Here is a 22,154-nt window from a genome sequence, read left to right on the forward strand (position 1 = left end):
GCATTTTTAGGGGATTAATGCTGAGTGACGTTAATGAACGACACCTGTGCTTTGCTTGCCATGCGATCAACCGGCTCACCCCGAACAACTATGGGGGCTGACGCAGTACTCTGTAACACACGGCTATCTAGAGCAATTCTATCGATTAATTGCTTGTTTTTACCGACAAAAAACGTATGAGTGTTGGCAACATCCAAACTATAACGGGTTGAATGTGTGATTTTGCGAGCCACATTCACAACGGCCGTCGTGTGATCTGGCTTCATATGCAGGCCATCGCCAATAGCCAACTCACTTGCCTTCATCCATGTTGCGGCCGGTACCTTGTCATTGTTTTTGTTAGAAAGCGGAGAAACCGGCGAGACATAAAACGTCTGTTCTGGGTTCACCGTGACGGTGTCACCGTTAGCCAGTGACAACACCACGTATTCTTGGCGTTCTGATCGCGTCAAAATGTCGGTGACCGGCTGGTAGCTTTCCTGTCCACTCCATTTATCCAATGACAGCACGCGGTCACCCACAGCAATCGCCGTGATCGGTGTGACACCCGCGTCGGTATACACAATTTGTTCCGGCGCGACATACCACGCTGCTTGTGCCGATATTGTTGACGGTGTTATTGCCTGTGTTGATGGTGACGGTGACAGAGCGGTGAATGCCCTCGCAGATGACGACAACGCACAGGCTGTCAGGTGTTGGCTGCTTGCCTCGCCACCCACATCCCTCGCATCCCTACCCAAAGGCTGAGCATGCAATGTCATCTGACGATGAGCATCGCCGATGAATGCGGTTAACACATCATCAGCATGCATGTTTTGTTCACGCGTATTTTTCGCCATGGCAAGCATCGGCGTGGTGGAACGTGCTGTTACGCCAGTAGCTGCACCCGCTTCCGTGTATAGATTATCAGCAGTGGTAAAGGCATGGCGATCCGGCGTGGTATAGCGACCGGTTTCTGGATCGTAATAACGTGCTTGGCTGTAATGCAGGCCGGTTTCATGGTCATAATACCGACCCGCGCGGCGAATATTATTTTCAACGACCTGTTCAGTTGCAGAACGTCGATGGTTATCTACTTGAGGCAGTGACCACACCACTTGCCCCGTACGATCGGTTAGAGCATACGGGGTGCCTTGTGGATCCGCATGGTAGTAATAGTAAGTGGCAGTATCTGCCGCCGCAGCCTCACCCGTCGCCGCGCTTGGATTAACATTGTGGTTATTAGAATCAGGGGTAGGCACGCGAACAAACAGAGGCATATCGCCTTGTTTAGCTGTCGGACGATAACCGTAGCTGCGTAATAGATTCCCTTTTTGATCGTACTCCGCTAACAGGCCAACATCGCTGTACAAGTAATAGATGATTTCCCCATCGACAGTCTCCCCATTGCCCGTTTTCACATCCGTTGCTTTGCCATTGGTCGCTTTTCTATAAACAGTCTTACTGACTCGCCGATCAAACGGGTCATATTGATAATGTGTAGTGGTTCGTTTTTCACTAGCTTGTGTATGATCGACGACAGCAATCAAGCGGTCCCGTGCATCATAGGTAAATGCACGATTTGGCAACCGTTCAGATCCCGCTTCTAGTGTCGCTGATGTCTTCTCTTGCAGCGAGTCTTGCGGCGTGGCGCGATGTTGATGATTGATGCGCTGCTGGATGAGATTACCTTGTGCATCATACTGGTAAGTCATGTCCCCTCGTTGGCTGAGTTGCCCGGTAGACAAATAATTCATCTCCAACACGTTATGAGCCATTTCTTGCGTTAAGCTTTCTAATCGCAAAAGCCCTGAGTTCAACGCATGCCCGACCGACGGCGTGTCACCCAGCGTCAAAATCGGTTGTTGATATGCATTTTCCAACGTCACACGCAGGGGGTTGCCTTGGTCTGTGTAGCGGGTTTTTCTCACCACGCCGCCCGGTAGCAGTTCTTCTGTCGGCAAGGTATCGTGATGAGAGCCCCGAACAGTAATCGCCCCTTCGCCCGGCAATGTCATGCGCGTGAGGCGATTGCGCTCATCGTAGTCATAATGGTATTCAAGACCATCTGGCATGATCAGGGTCTGTAACATGCCGTCGGCATAATAACGGTATTGATAGCGTTTACTGAACGGCCCAAAGTCGACGGTTTCTGAGGTTATTCGCCCTTGCTTGTCATGGGTGAAGGCCCCGGCCAGTATACTGCCGTGCTGTGCTCCTTTTTGGGCGTTTCCAGTCGTCACAGACCAACTGCGTAAGCGACCGGTTTTGTCATAACGGTACGCCACGGTACTGTCGGGCGTTACCTTCGTTGACTTAGTTTGCTTATCTTGAACAACGGCAGAGTCCGTGGCGGTATACCACTTTTCTTGGCGCAGTTGATTGGCGTCATCGTAAACAAAGTCAATCACGCTCCGATTGCTGTCAGCAACGCGCGTCACGTTACCATTCCCATCGTACTGCCACGTCCAAACACCAAGCCCTTCTCGAGCCTGTCGAACCAGCCGTCCCCACGGGTCATATTCCATATCCACCGCGCGGTTGGCATCGTCTACAATCTGTGTCGGCGTATCCAAGAAGGCGTGCTGATAACGATGATCCAGATCCCCCTCCACCGAATCCGATAAACGAGGGTGACCTACGGGTTCTACCGGTACCGCGATACGCTCACCATCTTCACGAGTAATGGCCACCAGCACATCCGCCTCATAATGGTAGGTGCGCATGGTGTCGTCAGGATGAATCACCGTCACTAACTGGTCATTGCCATTGTAGGTAAACTGCGTTTTTAGCTGATTTTCATCCACAATCGTGCGCAAATTGCCGACGTTATCGTACTGATACGTTTTTTCGTGCTTGTTGGGGTTAATCTCTGCCGTGAGGCGTCCCATAGGGTCATACCGGTACGTCCACGTTTTCCCGCGACCATCAATCACGGTCTGCGGCTGTCCCGTCGCCGTGAAATCTCGGTATTCCCATGTGATGGCATCATTGATCACAGTTTTGACCACGTTACCCATGGGATCGTACACCCAATCATATTTGACGATGTGGTGTGACGAACCGCCTTGATATGTCGCCTGACTCAACAGCTTGTCGCTGTTGTAGCGATAATCCACCGTACTCTGCTCGGGCAAGCCTTGAGCACTCACCTTTTGCGTCAATAGCCCAGTATCATCGTATGAAAACGTGGTGATAACACCATGTTTATCCACCTGTCGGGTCAGTACATTACGTTGTGGATGGTATTCAGACACCGTATAACGGCCATCAGGATAGGTTACTTTGATCGGCTGTTGAAAACGATTCAAGGTGACGGTTGTTAGCGGGTTGTTGCCCTTGGGGCTTATCCGAACTTGAGTGTTCAAATAGGAACTGCCCTGATCTTGCCCAGTTTTGCCAGTAATGGCGTTGTCGCGAACAGCCTGATCTTGAATGAACAGTGTATCGCCTTGGCGCACTCGGCGAATGACGGTCTGATCATCAATGCGTACTTGCGTCACCGCGCCGTCACTGCCATAGAAGGTCTGTGTTTTTTGTCCGGCCGCGTCGATCTGTAATTGGTAATACGCTTGTTGTGCCAGATGGTAGGCATACGCGTAGCGTTGGGTGCGCCCATCGGGGTTTGTCACCGACTGGGTGATCATTTGACGCGGTATGGTGAATGCCTGACAATTTTCGGTGCCGGGCAGTATGCTTTTTTCAATCGTCACCACACCGGTTGCCGTTGGTGTTGATATTGGTGTTGATATTGATGTTTGCGGCTGCTTTTGATCATCCTGCCCGCCAACCTGTCGCTCCAGCAAGCGCCATTGTGGGCCGCGATCCGCACAGATGTGTGCGACCTCTCCCCCAACAACCGCATTAATGAAAGTCCATGTCCTGTTTTCAGGATCCGTGAACGACGCTAACGCGTAAGGCGTATGTTGTTCTGCCTTTGGGCTGAGCGTCTTTTCGTGCGTAGCCTTGCTGCTATCGTTGTTCTGCGACGCGAGGAACGTGTTGTCATAGGTATATCGCCACACTTGGCTGTTTACGTCTGTCACCGCCACCAGCGCAGCCCCTTGCCATTGATAGCGCACGGCACGCCCGACACGGTCAATCACCGCCACAAGTCGGTTATCGACATAGTCGAGCGTTAACACCGTTTGCCCATGACGATCGTTAACCGCCACCAATTGGTTCATCGCGTTATGCTCAAACGTCGCGGTCACTTGCGTCCCTTGGCCATAAGCAGCAATGCGTCCATTTTGATCGTAACGGATCCAGTCGCCTTCGCGGTTATGCCAGATAAAGCCGTCGTCAGTTTGCTCGATATATTTATTGGCATCATAACGGTAGATACGGCCTGCCGCTTGGCGATCTAGACGATAGGTATACCCGTTACGCAGTAATACCGTTTTATCATGATGGGTCGAGGCGTGCTCTTTGGCTTTCTGCTTGCTCTGGTCAACCGCACGCAAACTGCCATAATACAGATTGGCCCACTGCGTGTTAAACGCCCAGTGTCCTTGGCTGAATTCACGTTGCCAAGTGATGTCGCCCCCCATAACGGCGATGCGCAAATCTTCCACCCGTTGTTGCATTAACCCCGTGTTATACGCAGGCGCCTGCTCAATGACCTTGGTAGCAAAAGCCATTGTCGGTACAAGGTGGGTCGCCATGGCCAAGATCAGGCCGATCTTTTTTTTCATCATCATCCTGCTACGCACTTACTCTGTCATCTTTCGGACTTAATACGAACTTCAACGGGCTTCATGTTAATCAGCCGCACCGTTCCCACGCTGTTGACACGTATCACCATCATTTCGGCAACCGGGCAGTCCCTTATTCTCGAGCTGAGTGGGCGTTAACTGAGTAGAAAAATCGCCTTGCAACGGGTCACTGCCGACATGATTGCCGAAGGTCGTACCATACCAGCCAAACGGATTATCAAAGGGCAACGTCGACAACGGCATCTGTGCTGGCGTTGAACCCGATGTTGAATCTAATGCCGTACTCAAACCACCACAGCCACTGTTCATGGCGGGTGAGGTAATAAAGCACGCTTTTGCCTCGGCCTGTCGTATTACCGACAAGGTGGACGTAAACCGATATGTCCCCAACGTACAATGTGCATACGTCGAACAACTTGCGTTACTGCGCGGATCACCGTGAACCAGTTCACCATGAGCTTTGTCAGCACGGGTTTTTAAACTCACGACACGATACGGGATTGTTACTTGTGCTTTAGGCGCTAATGACGAGGGAATCGCGGAAGGCAAAAACGAAAATTGCACATATTCATCCGACGGCGGCAATGCCAGCGACACGTTTTCGGCAGGCAATAACCCGTGATTGGTTAAGGTTAACTCGCCATACACCACATCCCCCGCTTGTAGGTCAGGCAATGCAATTGCACTCGGTGACATCACCACAACGGCGGCAGGTACATCGGTTTCATACACCACATTCAGTGCGACAGAGGACGGATTTGATGCGCTTTTTCCCGTGTTGTTACCCAGAGCGTTCCCCATAAAGGGTACCGTATTCGCCATCCAATCAATGGATGTGGTTTGATAATCTAGAAACGCATCAAAATTTCTGACAATGCTTGGAGCGATATGGATCTCACCCGGTTTGTCATCATGATGTGGCGCAGAAATAACGTAGCGATATTGACCATGCTGCATCTTCGGTAAAAAGATCTCACCGGCGTCATCAGTCACCGCATCGTACTGCACCGAGGGTAAATCCACATGCTGCAAGCGTACCAACGCATCAGCTTTACCCCGAATGATGTTGCCATTGGCATCTAGCGACCCGCTGTAAAGGTTATCAACCTTAAACTGCATGCCACCGGTCTGTTGTGCTGATACCAGCGCAATGATCGGAATGTCTCTGACCGGATAATTGTTACTGGTGACCCGCAATTTATAGTGATACACCCGTGGACGCAGTTGATTTTGTGGTGACAACGTCACACTCACACCCACACGATCCCCAGGGGCGATATCCCCCAGCGTTGAGGCGCCATTCAGCGTGATCCAACCGGATGCGGGCGAGTTATCCTGTGCCAACAATTGCACGTTCACATTCTTCATGACACCGTGACCGCGATTTTCCAACTGCACCGTCTCACTCACTTTCCCCGAGGTGGTGACGCCGGTTTCTATTTGTGAGGGCGAATAAAACAGCGTCGGCGTTTTCTGCCCTAAGGTGTAATCCAGCATGACGGTCGCCAATGCTTTATTGCCTGTCGCGGTCGATCTCAGCTGTAAAGGCAGCGTCCCTCGCTCTGCACTGTGCGCATTCGCGGTGAATTGGATGGGCAATGGAATTTCACTGAGCCCTGTAACGTATGTCGGTGCGGGTACGTTCAAGGTAATGCCCGTGGGTAATGCCTCATCGACATGCCAATACACCCCGTCGTAATCCACATCCAATGGATTACGCAGCGTCACAGCCACCTCAGCAGTTTCATTACGAGGCGTCAACAGCGAATACGCCGTCACGCTAGGATGCAAACGGCTAATGTGGAAACCGCCCTGATCAGGCCGATCCGTGCTGGCAGGATGAATAACAGAAAAACGGTATCGCCCGCTTTCTTGCGCCGTCGGCTGATACTGGTAACGGAACATACCGTTAATATCCGATGCCAATGTTACGGTTTTCTCAAACCCATCAATATCGAACACCATTTGTAGGCTGGCATTGGGCACCCGTTCATGGGTATGGCTATCACGCACTTCACCTTCCAGCGTGATGGGCTGACCGCCATACGCGATCGTCGGGGTCACGGTATGCAGTTCGGCATAATACGCAGGCAACACGGTGGATACCGCTTGGCGGTGTGACATGCCCGCCAATTCAGCCCCCAGCAGTTCCTCTTGCGGACTATTCGCGGAAGGACGATAGAGAAGCGACGCAATAGCCACGTCCAATATCGCGTTATCCGGCACGTTATGAGGTACCGGCATAGCGAACCAAGGGGATGTGAAGGTACTGTTCGCCTCAATCGTTATTGCTGTGGTCATGGCTGTGGTCGCATGGTCGGCATGTTCTTGCCAATCAACCGTTGTGAGTCGGTTACCATCGGTATCATACAGACTAAATGTCACAGCCTCTGAAGCGCTCGCCGTGTCGAGGGTGATCGGTAACGCGGAATGATTTTCCAACTTAAAACGCACCTGAGCAGTTTCACCGCGCACCGTATTTTTACTGTCGAGAGTCAATACATAACGGTTGTCTGTGACGGTTTGCGTAAAGGTGCGCTGTATGTCGATACGATCCCCCCCTGACGGCTGAATCACTAACGAGACCGACACCTTTTCTGTCGCTTGCCAATCCGCATGCCCAACCACAGGTACCGACACTGTTACAGGTGCATTCGCAGCGACCGTTGATGCTTTCGTATTCGGTACAGCCACCGAAAAAGGCGCGGAGGTATACGTTTTTCCTGACACCGTGACATGCAGTTGCGCGTTCTCAATCTCAGCGTCACTCTGTACATCAAACGACAAGAGATTCATGACGCCACGTTGCAAGCTGTTTGACTGTGAGCCTTTTGTATCGGCGAGAGATATCGTCACATACGGCAGCGTGATATCCCGGGCAAGACTTTGCTTGCCGCCTTCATCAAGGGCAACCACCTGATACGTCCGCGCCTGACGCTCAAAGCCCTGATCAGTATACTGATTCTGTGTGAGCGTACTTGCGTGTAACGCCGTAGATTTATGCTCGGTTGCCAAACGCACCTCAAACCCGTCAATGGCATCACTCGGGTGCTGCCAATGGATCACGGGCGCATCCGTATCACGTTGTGTGATCACCACGTTATTGACTGGCAATATCGGGGCATAAAACGACACAGGCGCAGACGGGGCCGATTCATTTCCCGCGGCATCTAACGCCGTCACCACATACACAACTTGATCCACCCGCGGTGCGCGGTCAACGATGCCATCATAAGGAACATCGGTAACGAGAGCGGCGTCAGCCAACGTGGTAAATGTGTCACCCGCCTTACGGTACACCCGATAACGCATGTCCATGTCGACACCGTTGTTGGCCGCCGTATCGGAGAACCACTGCACATGCACACCATCCGGCTGTAGCGTTGCTGTCAATGAATGCGGAGCGTTTGGTGCTTGGCTGTCACTGTCGACGACCACTTCTTCACTGTGTGCGCTGACGACATCATTCAGCGCATTCTGCTGACGCACACTGGCCACTGCGTACACATAACGGCCATCGGCTGGCACGGTATCGATAAACGCGACATGGCCTGCGGTTTGTGCTGTTTGAATAGGCGCCGAGACCTCAGCAATGCGCGTCATCTGCTCATCATTAATACCACGACGGTAAATCGCGTATCCTGCTGCTTGTTCAACCGGTTGCCACCCTAACGCCACTTGCCCCTTCGCTTGTGCTGTTGCACTCACGCTAGTGGGAACCGCTAAAGCGGGTAATTCGCCTTGGTACACTTCGATCGCTGCAGGATGTAAATACCCGGATTGTGTGTTCCCCAATGTGTCCGTTGCTTGGTACGTCAAACGTAAAACGTCAGTTTTTTCATACCCTAATGACGATGGCAGCGTGTAAGACGCCAGCCAACGCGTGGCCGATTGCTGTGCCAATGAAGTGACCGGCAATGCGTCCCCCTCTGCACGCTGCAATGTAAACACAGGCGGAACACCCAAGGGTTCATTCATGTCAACAGCAAAACGGATCACCGCCGGCTGGTCGGGAGCATTCTTGATCGGGCTGGTGGTATAAAACTCGACGTCTTTTACTACGGGCCCTGCGGTATCAATCTGGACACGGGCAAATTCAGGGGCAACAGACGAGCCTCGGTTTCCAACCTGATCGCGAGCAGAAAACAGGACTTTTGCTTCGATGCTTGATTCACCAGACTGCTCATCAGGCTGTTCACCGAGCCATTCATCGAGCGAGTCACCGCGATCTTCCCCTGCATGGTATCCCGCAGGGATGAACAACTCACCGACGTACTCATAAACACCTGCCTTATCAACAACCGACAAAAACGCCACACCCAGTGGACTTTTGCCTTCCGCCTGAATAGCAAGATAAGGGACTGTCGCAACCGGTTCATTCAATAGCAGCGTTACCTTAACGCGTTCAGGGCCCAGTAACGGCGGTGTCAGAGTAGATGTTGACAAGCTATCAGGCAGGCTATCCTGATCACGCAAATCGCGAACAGGTTCAAAAAGCACGGCTTGAGCCATCGGCAATGTGCGATCAGATACCGCGACAACGTGATCTGACAGCTCACCTTGCCGACCATCCATCGATACCGGTTCCACGCGGTAATAGTAATGTCCATCCAACGGAGGCATATCATCAAATGCCGCTTGCGTGATGGGGTAAGTATTCAGTTTTTCAGCGGCGTCTGTATCTGTAAACGGCTGCGCACTGCGATACAAGTTATAGGTTACTGTTTTGCGGCCACTGTAGGGCTGCCATTGCAGCGCAATACGCCCTTTCGTGTGCGCCGTGGCCACCACACCCACTGGTTGTGGCGGAATATTAGGGTCAAGCACAATTCCCACGGACGAAGACGGCTCACTTTGCCCCGCCCGATTTTTAGCGAAGGCCACCACGGTGTTCAGGCCATTGGTCAGCGCAACGGTCAATCTGGCTTGCCCTTGCGTATCGGCCTTTTGCCACGGCAAGGCTTCGCCATTGACGACTAACTGCACCTCTTGATGAGCGTGCGCCGCAACCACCACCGAAGACACCGGATGACGCGTATGTTCGCTCGGCGGCGGACTGATGATTGCTGGTGCATCCGGTACGCTTTTCAACACATGCAACGGGTACGTGACCGTCGTTGTATTATCTCGACTGTCTTGTGCTATCACAGTCAGGGTATATTCACCGTCCTCTAGCTTATCTATCGTTAATGGCCGTTCGAAATCCGACGCTGGCTGAAACGCCTGACCCAAAGATTGATCGCTAAACTGGGCATTTCGACGGCTACTCAAGCGATAATTGACCACTGACACGCCGCTGGGATCGTCCACCTTCACGGTTAATCGCCCATCGGCTACCACGTTATTCTCCAACGCCGTCAGTGGGATCCCATCCAATAACACTTGCGTAATATCTGGGCCTTGCAGATCCGCCTTCGGCGTCACAGCCACACTCTGCACGGCCGTATTTTCCAGTCCCATGCTATTCACCACGCCCACCCCGACATGGTAAGTGCGATCATTGGTCAAACCCACCAGCACTGCTTGGCGCGCATCGCTATTCACCGTCAAATACGGCGCTAAATCGTCAACCGATGCAAATGGCGAGTCAGAAACATAGATCTTATAGGCCGAGACAAATTGATAAGGGCTTGATGGCAGCCATTGCAACAAGGCTTGGCTATCCAGCGCCATCGCTTTGACCGCACTTGGGTTTACCAATAACGACACGGTTGATACCGCACTCGATTCCCCTTCATTGCCCACGGGATTCACAGGGGTCACCGTAATGGTGTAACGCGCCGCCGGGATCAAGGGAGAGAACGTAAAGGTATCCACATCCCGCGCTAACGCAATCGGTGCTTGCTGGTTGATCGTGACATGATAGCCCGCCAAATCTGCGGCATGCTGCGCATTCGGTTTTTGCCATGACACGGTTAAATTTTTCGCACTGACATGGGTAATCTTGAGCGCTTGCACCTTACCCGGTAGCACATTATTAGGATGGAAAATCGACTGTGAGCGTTTCGTCATACCGCGATTGGCAGACTCTGGCGGTATATCCACACCGGCATCTTGTGCACTGGCAACACTTTGCACACTGAACAAACTGCCCACGGCAAACAAGATACAAACATGTCTTCGCATTCACTCACGTTCCATTTTAGCGATGTAGAGGCACGATTATAATACAGAGATATTGTGCAAATGATTCCGTATTATCAGACACTTAGAGGTATGACGAAAGAATGGAAAAAATGACGCCATACTTGCATCATTTACTGGAAACACGTCACGAAACTGACATATTTTCACTGACACCTGTGTCGATGCTGAGCAAGATCTCATTGTTTAGAGGCATGTTTTGCATTTTAGATATCCCGAACAATAACATTGCCCTTCTCGATCAATCGTTAATATCACTGCTAATCTTTCAAGACAGCGCAAATTAATTGCACCTCTATCAATAACCTAATGACCGTCTGTGATTTATCTATGATTGTGCCCTATCTTTTTTTAGCCAGTATTGTTGTCTTAATTGCAGGATGCCAAAACATTTCTGCTCATATCGAACAGCCAGAGGCAACGGATCCGCCTGATCTGACCGAGGAACAGGCGCTCGCCAGCGCGCACACCTTATCGGTAGACACACTGAATCATCGCTGCCCCATATCCAGTGATTTGTTCGAAGGCAGCTATATCGCCACGGGTGAAAGTGAAACCCGGGCGCAATCCGCATCGCGTTCAATCTCCCCCCTAACAAACGCAGACGCACCGTCAGCCGAAGTCTCTGACGCTGTGCAAACACAGACCCAAACGACTCAGGCGATTCAAGCCACATGGCCACACGACGTGCTCCCCCCAGCGTTACCACAAGAAGCCCCCGAAATCTGGGACGTACTAAGTCGCCAATTCAGCATGAATGTGCCGAACAATCGCCGCATCAATCAACATAAACGGTGGTTTATCAACAACCCCTATCACATTGAAACCGTGACAGCCCGTGCTGAACCGTTTTTGTATTATCTGTATCAACAAGTGAAGGCACGAGACCTGCCTATCGAACTGGCCTTACTGCCGTTTATTGAAAGCAGTTTTGATCAGTTTGCCCATTCCCATAAAGGCGCTGCCGGTTTATGGCAAATCACCGCCCCGACCGGTCGTACATTTGGCTTAACCATTACCTCTGGCTACGATGGCCGCCGCGATATCGTGGCATCCACCCAAGCTGCGCTGGATTTACTGGAATATTTATACGAGAGGTTTGATCATGATTGGCTTCATGCCATTGCGGCCTACAATACCGGCGGGGCAAGAGTCAGAAATGCGATCAAGAAGAACCGTGCCGCCGGGAAGTCCACCGACTTTTGGGCATTAAAACTGCCAAGAGAAACCCGCCATTATGTCCCGAAATTATTAGCGATGGCGGAACTCGTGAAACAACGCCAGCAATACCCTTTAACGTTTGCCAGCATTAAAGCGGAACCTCAAGTGGAAGAAGTGGTGATTCAGAAGCGCATTCGATTAAAACATTTGGCGGGCTATGCAGGAATGTCGAGCAAAACACTTTATCAGCTCAACCCAGGATATACGGGGGGATATACGATGAAGAAAAAAGAAAATACAATCTTACTGCCCGTCGCCCACCGCACAACGTTTTATGACAATGAGAAATCGAAAAAAGTCACCAAGCAGTCTTTTGTGGTATACGACATACAAGCAGGCGACTCACTTAATCAACTGGCAAGGCTGAACAACACCTCTGTCGATGTGATAAAACAAGTGAACCACCTGTCGCATTCTTTCATTGTTGCAGGCCAATCCATCTTGATACCCGAATAGGTATTATTCGGCTGTCGTATTGAAAAAGGCTTCTTGTATAACAGGTTGAGCGTCTTGTTGTTGCTGTATCGATAAGGCGTTCATCGCTTGTTTTTCTAATGACGTTAACACTTCAAGATCAGCGTCATTATGCGATAACGACAACCCAAGTAAGATACCTGAAAGCAAACATACCGGTGCGATTAAACTGCGGATCACCATAATACATGACATTGCTGCAACAGAAATCAGCGTGGCCATATAAATATTGCCATCCATGTCAGAATAGAATGCAACATACAGCGCCAAGCATTGCAGCAGGACGCCAAACATTAATAAAAGTAATTTCATCACCACCACCACTGAACGTATTTTCTTTTAGTATAGGAAAAATATTTTTAAATATATCGTGGATTTAACCCTAGCCTGCAAATCCTACCTTCAGGTGGTAACTATTCAACGTATCCCTTTCTTTTCTGCCGTGTGCGCTGGTAATCTCCTATGAATATTTCACTACTAACATAAAAAAAACGGATGCCATCACATTTTTGAAATCTAAAATATGAGAAATTTGAACTACACTTTATTAAGTAAATTTAACGATTCCGTCATCACTCTGTCATAAAAAGGACGCCTATGCAGCATCAAGAAATGATCAACCCTACTCACGCTGGCATCATCACACGAACCGCCTTGATCGGTTTTGTCTTCATGCTCTTTGGTATGATCTTCATGTAACACGTCATGTTGATTGGCTAGAAAGCAGATAACAACGAGTCTTTCATTGTGTCTTGTTTCCTCTTACCTCAAACGTAAAAAAGGCATGAATCAATCATGCCTTTTTTGTCTCGCCCCGTTTTTTATCACATCCCGCTTTTCACGTCCCTGTGCAGGCTGTCTGAGTTATTCCACTAACAGATACTTTCTAACTCTAGTGTCAACTTACTGCCCGACGAGGCTTTTTCTGGGAGGAAAATTGTAAAGGTTGCTCCTTCGCCTTGTGCCGAAGTCACCGAGATTTCCCCACCGATGCCCGTGATGATCCCCTGACTCACCGATAACCCCAGCCCTGTACCACTCCGACGCGTGGTAAAGAAGGGATCAAAGATACGCTGCATATTTTCAGCAGGGATCCCACAACCATGGTCAGCAATAATCACTTTCGCCCCCATCGCGTTCCCCTCATTATCCAGCCAGTCTTCAGTTTTCACCTCCAGCACGCCGGCATCATCCATGGCATGCACCCCATTCATCTGCAAATTCACCAAGACCTGCAGAAGCTGGTGGCGATTCACTTCCACACAACAGCGGGCATTTAGCTCAGCATGAATTTCGACATCCATTTTCTTGGTACCGGTACGCACCAAGGTCAGGCTTTCTTCCACCAGCGGATTCAAATGCTGCCACGTGACTTCATCTTGCACCCCGCCTTGGCGACTGTATTGCAACAAGCTGCGTGTAATATTGCGAATCCGGTCGATCTGTTCATGAATGGCATCCAGCTCTTCACGTACGCGTTCTGTTTCGTCGCCAAGTTCAAACTGCAGTAGCTCTACATTGCCAAGAATTACGGCCGTTGGGTTGTTGATTTCATGGGCAATTCCTGCCGTTAACTCCCCCAATGCAGCCAGTTTTTCACTACTGACAAGGCGAGTGCGTGCCTGATTGAGCAACTTAATGTGCTGTTCAAGCTCGTGGGTTTTCTCATGCAGACTCAGTGTGCGATCTCTGACCTTGTCTTCCAGTTCCAGTGAAGCCAGTTTGATCGCTTCATTGCGTTGATGCAGCTGATCCAACATGGTATCGAATTGTCGGCCGAGTATTTGTAACTCATGGCCGTCCGTTAAATTCATACACCCAATACGGCGATCTAACCCGAGTTGCACCGCAGAGACGACTTGGTGCATCTTTTCGATGGGCCGGAACAAGTCACGCGCCCCGCGATACACAATCACGCCAGAAAGCAGTAACACCGCCACAATGCCAAAACCCAACTCAACAATGTTGGTAAGATAGATTTTAATCATCGGCCATTCCAGATAACCGGTGTAGAGCATACCGATGATCTCGCCTTCTTTGTTTTTCAGTGGCTCATACGCCGACACATACCAATCGTCATACACGAACGCGCGATCGACCCAATGTTCGCCTCGCACTAACACTGAATCATTCACATCTTGCGATACCCGGGTACCAATGGCGCGACCATTCAACCGCTTGCTGTCTAACGGGACATTGGTACTGACACGAATGTCATTCATGAACAAGGTGACGGTGCCGATACTGCCCGCAGGCAAGGTATCAGACGCATAAACAAGGTCACGGATCCTATCTACCAGCGATGTGCTGTTATTGAGCAACATGCCGCCATCAACAATCCATTGCAATTGCCCTTCTTTGTTAAAAATCGGGATCAAGCTACGACTGATCAAGCCTTGTGACACAATCCCCTTTTCATTCAATAACGGGATCTGCGCCATAGCAGGCAAGTCGGGGTTCAGGGCCGCCAACTGATAGGCTTCTAACGTCTGGAAAAACGTCTGCTCTTTGCCCGCCATCAAGAGTTGGCGATTTTCTTTCGAGAACGCACCCAGTTCAGACGCAGGATGGATAACAACAAAATCCAGATCGTAATGGCCGGTTTGCTGTTTCACCCAATCAATCAGCTCCCCTTCATGCTTGCGCATCGTATGCTGAAAGTCATAAGACTCGGTCAGCGCCATTAACCGCATGCGCTGTTCGCGTTGCAGCAACTCCATACTGTGATGCGCCACGGCCAAATCGGCCCGCACATTCATCAGCGCACTTTGCCAGGTGTACATCACCGTCCAATACATGGTCAGCGCTATCAACGCCAACAAGGTAATGATGATCGGGGTAGAGGTCAGGATAAGCAGGCGGTAACGCACCATGGTACGCAAACGCCGAATCCACATTGCAATAAACGGCTTCACGGCTTAATCCTGCTCCGTGGATAACACGGCTTCATCGGCCCAGTCTTTGTATTTACGCTCTAGCGTTTTGCGTGCCACGCCCAATTGACGCGCCGCCGCCGACTTATTGCCTTGATGTGAATCGACCACTTGCATAATGTGGGCTTTTTCCACGTCTTTTAGCGCCCAGTCACTCGGGTAACAATAGGTTTCCGCGTCGCTATCCTGATCATGACACTTACAAGGGCGTTTACCGTCATCCCCCAACACGGGTTCACCGTGTGGTACGTCTTCATGGTCATGCTCGTCAGCGTCGAGGTGAGCACCGGAATCAGTACGATTGGCCGTCTCCGCGGCGGTTTCAGGAGACGTCACAGGGCGCAATACCGCTTTATCCCCCGCTAATTCATGCCAATACTCGGCCGGCGGTTTACCTAACAGCAAACAACGTTCCATCATATTACGCAGTTCACGAATGTTACCCGGCCAGTCATAGGCTTGCATGGCCTGAATGTCTTCATGGGTCCAGCTCACAGGCTTAGAGCCTAAATCTTTGGCTAATTGTTGGGTAAAATGGTGGGCCAAAGCAGGAATATCTTCTAAACGTTCACGCAATGACGGTAATTCGATGGTCAACACGTTCAAGCGGTAATACAAATCGCGACGGAAACGGCCTTCTTCGACTTCTTGCTTTAAATTTCGGTTCGTCGCCGCGACAATACGCACATCCACCTGCACTTCGCGCTCAGCGCCGACCGGACGAATGGCTTTTTGTTCGAGCGCACGCAACAACGACGATTGCATCGACAGCGGCATCTCGCCGATTTCATCTAAAAACAGGGTGCCGTTATTGGCGACACGAAACAGGCCTTCACGGCCTTTTTTCGCGCCAGTAAACGCGCCCGAGACGTGACCAAACAATTCACTTTCTAATAAGTCAGGCGCAATGGCGCCACAGTTAAGCGGCACAAACGGCCCACTGCGTTGACTCAGTTGGTGCAGCGCACGGGCAACCAACTCTTTACCGGTGCCTGACTCGCCTTCGACTAAGACAGCAGCGACGGATGGCGCTAATTGGCTGATCAGCTTTTTCATCGACAAGGTGCTTTGCGCATCACCAATAATATCGACCGGATACGAACGCTCAACATCACGCTGCAGTGCAAAATTCTGCCGTTCAACCATACGGCGTTCGATACAACGCTGCACAGACTGCATCATCTGCTCAAGGTTAAACGGTTTGAGGATAAAATCAGACGCCCCTGCACGTAGCGCTTGAATCGCGGTGTCGAGATCCGCATACCCCGTCATGAAAATCACGTCGCTGCGACGCGTTGAAGGATCAAACGCTTCATGCCATTCAATGCCAGAACGTCCCGGCAAGTTGATATCCACAATCAACAGGTCAAAGTGGCAACGCTTACGTAATTCTTCGGCTTCTTCAATACTGCCTGCCACATCCACTTGGGCAAACTGCTTACTTAAGGCTTTTTTTAAGATGGCGCGCATCCCTGGCTCGTCATCTACGACCAGTACCGAGACCGCAGACCATGTCATTGCCGCATTATCAGACATAAATATGTATTTTAACTATGGTTATGTGTGGGACATTTTGTCTCACAGCGATGACTTATGTCAAAGGTGTTTATTTATGTTTCGTCACACCGTTTGGCAACAGACCAATAAAACATTTAAAATCATCACATTACAGACACACAAAACAACCTTTCATTGAAAATGCCAAATTGGCATCCGAATTGCTTAAGGCACGGTATCTCAACGTTGTGTGTTTTGCCTTTATCAACACAGCGTTAACTGTAAATTCGTGTATCAATCAAATGACTCAATGTCAGGAAGACCTATGAAATTACTAAAATCAACACTCGTTATCATCGCGCTTTTGTCCACCAGTGCCGTTCAAGCCGCGCAAGACATGACCATTCGCTTGGCGACCACCACCAGTACCTACCATTCTGGCCTGTTGGATTACTTGCTGCCTGAATTCAAAAAAGACACAGGCTACGACGTCGAAGTGTTAGCCGCAGGTACCGGCAAATCACTGCGTATGGGTCAAAACGGCGATGTCGATTTGGTGATGACGCACGCCCCTAAAGCAGAAGCGACGTTCGTTGAAGAAGGTTACGGTGTACTTCCACGTAAGCTCATGCATAATGACTTCGTGTTGGTAGGGCCTAAAGCGGATCCTGCGCACATCAGTGGCATGAACGACGTTGCAGCGGCACTGAAAACCCTTGCTAACGACAATGAAACGTTTGTTTCTCGTGGCGATGATTCAGGCACCCATAAAAAAGAACTGAACCTGTGGGCACAATCTAAAATGGAACCTAACTTCGGCGGTTACAAAGCCGTTGGCCAAGGCATGGGTCCAACACTGAACATGGCGTCTGAACTGCAAGGCTACACCATCACTGACCGTGGTACGTGGCTGGCTTACCAGAACAAACTTGACCTTAAAGTGGTGCTTCAAGGCGATCCTCGTCTGTTCAACCCTTACCAGGTGATCTTGGTGAACCCAAGCCGTTACCCGGATATTAACTACCAAGGCGCAAAATCATTCAGCGATTGGTTGGTGAACACGAAAGCACAAACGCTAATCAACAACTACAAGCGACATGGCGAACAGCTATTCGTTGCGGATGCACTTTCTCAATAAATGGATATATGGCAAACCACACACCAGGCGATCCAACTGCTGTTAAGCGGGGATGCGTCCCTTTGGGGGATCGTCGGTGTTTCATTTTCTGTCTCACTGCTGGCAATTGGCATTGTGCTATTGCCAGCCATGTTGATGGGATTCGCCCTCGCCTACGGGACCTTCCCGGGGCGCTGGCTGATCTTGTCGTTAATGAATACCTTCCAGTCGATTCCGACCGTGGTGATTGGCTTACTGCTGTATATGCTACTCTCGCGTGCTGGCCCCTTGGGCGACTGGAAAATGTTGTTTACGCAACAAGCGATGATTTTAGGGCAAATTCTCATTTGCTTCCCACTGCTGGTTTCCATGATGCATGCGGCATTTCAAAACAGTGACCGCCGTGCATGGGAAACCGCCCTAACGCTTGGCGCCAGCTTACCGCAAGCCTTTATCAGCTTGATGTGGGAATGCCGCTTCCCGTTACTGGCTGCGATCATTGCTGCATTTAGCCGCGTGATCACGGAGGTGGGTTGTTCAATGATGGTAGGGGGAAACATTTTGAATTCCACCCGTAATATCCCCACCGCCATTGCACTGGAAAGCTCCAAAGGCGCTTTTGCGCAAGGTGTTGCGCTCGGAATGGTGTTACTGATTTTGGCGTTAGGACTAAACTTTTTCTTATCTGTGGCGCGTGGCAAAGCCCACCTGCGAACAAACTAAGCCGGAGATATTGATGACACAGCTCTCGATTCAGGCGCATGACCTGTCAGTAAGATTCAAGGATCGGCTACTGTTTCATGTTCCTAAGCTTATTCTTGGACCACAGGATGCGGTCTACCTGACCGGAGATAACGGCGTCGGTAAAACCACGCTGTTAAAAGTGTTGAGCGGATTACAAAAACCCACGACCGGCTCGATCAACTTGGCGCAACACTCGTTTCTACGACGGATGTTCTGCGCACAAAGTAACAGCGGCGTGGTGTATATGCACCAAACACCGTACATGTTTGACGGCAGCATTCTGGATAATGTCTGTTATGGCTTAAAATTCAGCGTAACGAACCGCCGTCACCGTCGAACAGAAGCCATTAATGCCTTACGTATGGTAGGGTTAGAGACCTTGGCCGATGAACACATCTCTGTGTTGTCGGGCGGGGAACGGCAGCGTGTGGCGATGGCACGCGCTTGGGTGTTAAAACCCGGCGTACTCTTGATGGATGAATCCAGTGCCAGCTTGGATCCGGAATCCATTGAACGGTTAGTGGTACTGAGCAAAGACTTAATTGAGCGTGGCACTAGTTTGGTGATCACCAGCCATCAAAAAAATGCCCTGACCGATCTCTGCCGTCGTCAATGGACGATAGCCGACTCAAAACTTATTGAACGCGCTGAACTGCAATTGGTAGATGAGGACAAAAATACCTATGCCTATGCCTGAAAATACACACTGGGTGATCTTAGCGGGCGGACAAGCCAGCCGTATGGGTGGCAACGACAAAGGGTTAGTCGAATTAGCAGGACGTGCCATGATTGAGCATGTGATGGCGACCCTGAAACCACAAACCTCTGCAATTTCGATTAACGCAAACCGTAATCAAGACACCTATCGCCAGTATGGCGATGTGTTTGGCGATCATATTGCAAATTACCCAGGGCCGTTAGGCGGTATGCATGCAGCCCTTCACCACCTGTCGGATGAGTGGATCGGCTTTGTACCGTGTGATTGCCCGCAACTGCCGGTGGATCTTGTCGCCCGTATGAGTGCAGCATGCGATAGCGACACTGACATTGCTGTTGCCCACGATGGCGAGCATATTCAACCTGTCGTCACCTTGGTTAACCGCCGCATTTTACCCCAGCTAGAACAGTTTCTTGCCAACGGTGACCGTAAAATCATCCTGCTGTATAAGCAGTGTAATATGATCACCGTCGACTTTAGCGACCAACCTAACGCGTTCGTCAATCTGAATACGCCAGAAGAACTCAAACAATTCGGACAAGATTTATGAGCCAGATTAAAGCGTCTCTTCCCCTGCTGGGGTTTGCTGCATGGAGCGGTACCGGCAAAACCACCTTATTAGAAGCCATGTTGCCGCACCTTGTGGCGCGAGGTATCCGTGTTGCCGTGATCAAACACGCTCACCACAATTTTGACATCGACCAAGAAGGCAAAGACAGCTACCGCCTGCGTAAAGCCGGTGCGGGTCAAATGCTGATCTCGTCCCGTTACCGTCAAGCCTTAGTGACGGAAACCCCCGACGAAGAGTCCACCCTGCCCCAACTGATCGCAAAGCTGGATCAAACCGCATTGGATCTGATTCTGGTCGAAGGCTTTAAAAAACGCGATTTCCCGAAAATTGAGCTGCACCGTGAAGAAATTGGCAAGCCTTGGCTACACCCTGACGACAGTAACATCATCGCGGTTGCCGCGAACATTCCGGCTCCGACGGATCTGCCACAGCTCGACATCAACAACCTTGATCAGCTGACCGATTTTGTCGTGAACTTTGCTAAGCAAGCGGCAGTGTCTTCGTTAAGCTGTAGCGATACCGATCCTTCCGGCATGCTGTCTGTGGCTGAAGGTCGTGCGAAGATACTGACCCAGATTGTCCCACCGACGGCTCAGATTGATGTCGACCTGAAAGACGCATTGGGACAAATTGTCGCATCAGACATTCTATCGCCAGTGAACGTGCCGCAGCACACCAATTCAGCAATGGACGGCTATGCCATTCGTGGCGATGACATCGGTCGTGACAGTTACCAAGTTGTCGCGCACGTTATGGCGGGTCACAGCTATGATCACCCATTAGCCGAAGGTGAAGCGGTTCGCATCATGACCGGTGCGCCCGTACCGCAACATGCTGATACCGTGATCATGCGTGAACAAGCACAACAAGACGGTGACAGCGTCACGTTCAATATCGCAATGGGCGCGATTAAACGCGGTCAGAACGTTCGTCAAGCCGGTGAGGATTTGGCATTAGGCCAAGCCGCCGTTGCTGAAGGCACACAAATTACGGCGCCAGAGCTGGGCATGATCGCCTCACTCGGTTTACACCGTGTTGCGATTCGTCCGCAAGTGCGTGTCGCCATTTTTTCAACCGGTGATGAAGTCCAACACCCGGGTGAAGCACAAAAGCCTAACTGCATTTATGATGCAAACCGCTACACCCTGCACGCGATGTTGACGAAGCTCGGCTGCGACGTGGTTGACTTGGGCATCATTGAAGACAGCGAAGCCGCACTGGAAGCCACGTTAACCGCTGCCAGCGAACAAGCTGATGTCATTTTGTCATCCGGTGGCGTATCTGTGGGTGATGCTGATTACATCAAAACCATTTTAGATAAGCTTGGCCAGATCAACTTCTGGCGAATCAACATGCGTCCGGGTCGCCCACTGGCATTTGGTCAAATTCAAGACACGCCATTCTTTGGTTTACCGGGTAACCCTGTCGCCGTGATGGTCGCCTTCCTGCAATTTGTTGAGCCAGCCATTCGTAAGCTGCAAGGCATGGTTAACTGGGAAGCGCCTTACTTCATGGCCACCGCCACCGAGACACTGCGCTCGCGTCCGGGACGTACCGAATACAGCCGTGGTTATTTCAGTATTGATGCCAATGGCCGTTTAACCGTCAGCAGTACGGGTAAGCAAGGTTCCGGTATTTTGCGTTCAATGAGCGAAGCGAACTGCTTGATTGAAATTTTGCCTGAGCAGTCTGAAGTGGCTGTGGGTGAAAAAGTACGCGTGATCCCACTGGTTAATCGCCTGTAACCGCCCAGCTTCACACCACAGTTATGATTCGCCGACCATCATGGTCGGCGTTTTTTTTCGGAATTTTTTGCGGAAAAATGCAAAAAAAGCACCTGTTCAGGCCTTCCCGGAGGAAAGGCTGAACAAGTGCTTTCATCGATGCTATCAGCAAGCCACAGAGGCTATGTATAATTTAGCACTCAGCAAGCGACCCTCCGCTCACGTTCTACCGTTTACGTCGCGCCACTTACTGAGTGCCTATTTTTTATACGCAGCTTCCCTGCTGCTTTATTTGTCCTGAGCTTCTACACGTCTAG

11 protein-coding genes are annotated in these 22,154 nt (G+C 50.7%); 6 read left to right on the forward strand and 5 right to left on the reverse strand.

Annotation, left to right across the window (positions count from 1 at the left end):
* Nucleotides 1-14 precede the first annotated feature (14 nt).
* Both ACSF8W_RS10805 and ACSF8W_RS10810 read right to left on the reverse strand, forming a co-directional pair.
* On the reverse strand, nucleotides 15-4,679 hold the full coding sequence (locus ACSF8W_RS10805; RefSeq protein ID WP_500847350.1) for a polymorphic toxin-type HINT domain-containing protein: 4,665 nt from the start codon (nucleotides 4,677-4,679) through the stop codon (nucleotides 15-17).
* 60 nt (nucleotides 4,680-4,739) lie between these two features.
* The gene (locus ACSF8W_RS10810) at nucleotides 4,740-10,820 is read right to left on the reverse strand and encodes a fibronectin type III domain-containing protein (protein ID WP_500847351.1); all 6,081 of its coding nucleotides are present in this window, start codon (nucleotides 10,818-10,820) and stop codon (nucleotides 4,740-4,742) included.
* 348 nt (nucleotides 10,821-11,168) lie between these two features.
* Here ACSF8W_RS10810 and ACSF8W_RS10815 point away from each other — a divergent pair, with 348 nt between their 5' ends.
* The gene (locus tag ACSF8W_RS10815; protein ID WP_500847352.1) at nucleotides 11,169-12,515 is read left to right on the forward strand and encodes a transglycosylase SLT domain-containing protein; all 1,347 of its coding nucleotides are present in this window, start codon (nucleotides 11,169-11,171) and stop codon (nucleotides 12,513-12,515) included.
* 3 nt (nucleotides 12,516-12,518) lie between these two features.
* On the opposite strand, the gene ACSF8W_RS10820 is transcribed toward ACSF8W_RS10815, so the two are convergent.
* The 3 genes from ACSF8W_RS10820 to ACSF8W_RS10830 form a co-directional block, all read right to left on the reverse strand.
* A complete protein-coding gene (locus ACSF8W_RS10820) occupies nucleotides 12,519-12,845 on the reverse strand; it encodes a hypothetical protein (RefSeq protein ID WP_500847353.1) in 327 nt (108 codons plus the stop codon).
* A 560-nt stretch (nucleotides 12,846-13,405) separates the two neighbouring features.
* Complete coding sequence (locus ACSF8W_RS10825; RefSeq protein ID WP_500847550.1) at nucleotides 13,406-15,406, reverse strand: sensor histidine kinase; 2,001 nt, start codon at nucleotides 15,404-15,406, stop codon at nucleotides 13,406-13,408.
* 45 nt (nucleotides 15,407-15,451) lie between these two features.
* Nucleotides 15,452-17,002, reverse strand: coding sequence for a sigma-54-dependent transcriptional regulator (locus ACSF8W_RS10830; RefSeq protein WP_500847354.1), 1,551 nt, complete (start codon nucleotides 17,000-17,002; stop codon nucleotides 15,452-15,454).
* A 286-nt stretch (nucleotides 17,003-17,288) separates the two neighbouring features.
* On the opposite strand from ACSF8W_RS10830, the gene ACSF8W_RS10835 reads away from it, so the two are divergent.
* The 5 genes from ACSF8W_RS10835 to ACSF8W_RS10855 are packed head-to-tail and all read left to right on the forward strand — an operon-like array spanning nucleotide 17,289 to nucleotide 21,858.
* Nucleotides 17,289-18,101, forward strand: coding sequence for an ABC transporter substrate-binding protein (locus ACSF8W_RS10835; protein ID WP_500847355.1), 813 nt, complete (start codon nucleotides 17,289-17,291; stop codon nucleotides 18,099-18,101).
* Entirely contained in the window at nucleotides 18,102-18,803 is a 702-nt protein-coding gene (locus ACSF8W_RS10840) for an ABC transporter permease (protein WP_428477507.1), read from the forward strand.
* 13 nt (nucleotides 18,804-18,816) lie between these two features.
* Nucleotides 18,817-19,521, forward strand: a complete 705-nt coding sequence (locus ACSF8W_RS10845; RefSeq protein WP_500847356.1) for an ATP-binding cassette domain-containing protein — start codon at nucleotides 18,817-18,819, stop codon at nucleotides 19,519-19,521.
* Nucleotides 19,508-20,092: a molybdenum cofactor guanylyltransferase MobA gene (gene mobA / locus ACSF8W_RS10850; protein WP_500847357.1), complete on the forward strand. Its 585-nt coding sequence runs from the start codon at nucleotides 19,508-19,510 to the stop codon at nucleotides 20,090-20,092. The genes ACSF8W_RS10845 and mobA overlap by 14 nt, the downstream gene beginning before the upstream one ends.
* Nucleotides 20,089-21,858, forward strand: coding sequence for a bifunctional molybdopterin-guanine dinucleotide biosynthesis adaptor protein MobB/molybdopterin molybdotransferase MoeA (locus ACSF8W_RS10855; RefSeq protein ID WP_500847358.1), 1,770 nt, complete (start codon nucleotides 20,089-20,091; stop codon nucleotides 21,856-21,858). The genes mobA and ACSF8W_RS10855 overlap by 4 nt, the downstream gene beginning before the upstream one ends.
* The last annotated feature ends 296 nt before the right edge of the window (nucleotides 21,859-22,154 follow it).

This window comes from Photobacterium sp. 270122K (assembly GCF_059941365.1).

Coding starts and splice junctions, on each gene's coding strand:
- ACSF8W_RS10815 (WP_500847352.1), top strand. CDS start 11,169: ATGATTGTGCCCTATCTTTTTTTAGCCAGTATTGTTGTCTTAATTGCA.
- ACSF8W_RS10805 (WP_500847350.1), bottom strand. CDS start 4,679: ATGATGATGAAAAAAAAGATCGGCCTGATCTTGGCCATGGCGACCCAC.
- ACSF8W_RS10830 (WP_500847354.1), bottom strand. CDS start 17,002: ATGTCTGATAATGCGGCAATGACATGGTCTGCGGTCTCGGTACTGGTC.
- ACSF8W_RS10840 (WP_428477507.1), top strand. CDS start 18,102: ATGGATATATGGCAAACCACACACCAGGCGATCCAACTGCTGTTAAGC.
- ACSF8W_RS10820 (WP_500847353.1), bottom strand. CDS start 12,845: ATGAAATTACTTTTATTAATGTTTGGCGTCCTGCTGCAATGCTTGGCG.
- mobA (WP_500847357.1), top strand. CDS start 19,508: ATGCCTATGCCTGAAAATACACACTGGGTGATCTTAGCGGGCGGACAA.
- ACSF8W_RS10845 (WP_500847356.1), top strand. CDS start 18,817: ATGACACAGCTCTCGATTCAGGCGCATGACCTGTCAGTAAGATTCAAG.
- ACSF8W_RS10825 (WP_500847550.1), bottom strand. CDS start 15,406: ATGGTGCGTTACCGCCTGCTTATCCTGACCTCTACCCCGATCATCATT.
- ACSF8W_RS10835 (WP_500847355.1), top strand. CDS start 17,289: ATGAAATTACTAAAATCAACACTCGTTATCATCGCGCTTTTGTCCACC.
- ACSF8W_RS10810 (WP_500847351.1), bottom strand. CDS start 10,820: ATGCGAAGACATGTTTGTATCTTGTTTGCCGTGGGCAGTTTGTTCAGT.
- ACSF8W_RS10855 (WP_500847358.1), top strand. CDS start 20,089: ATGAGCCAGATTAAAGCGTCTCTTCCCCTGCTGGGGTTTGCTGCATGG.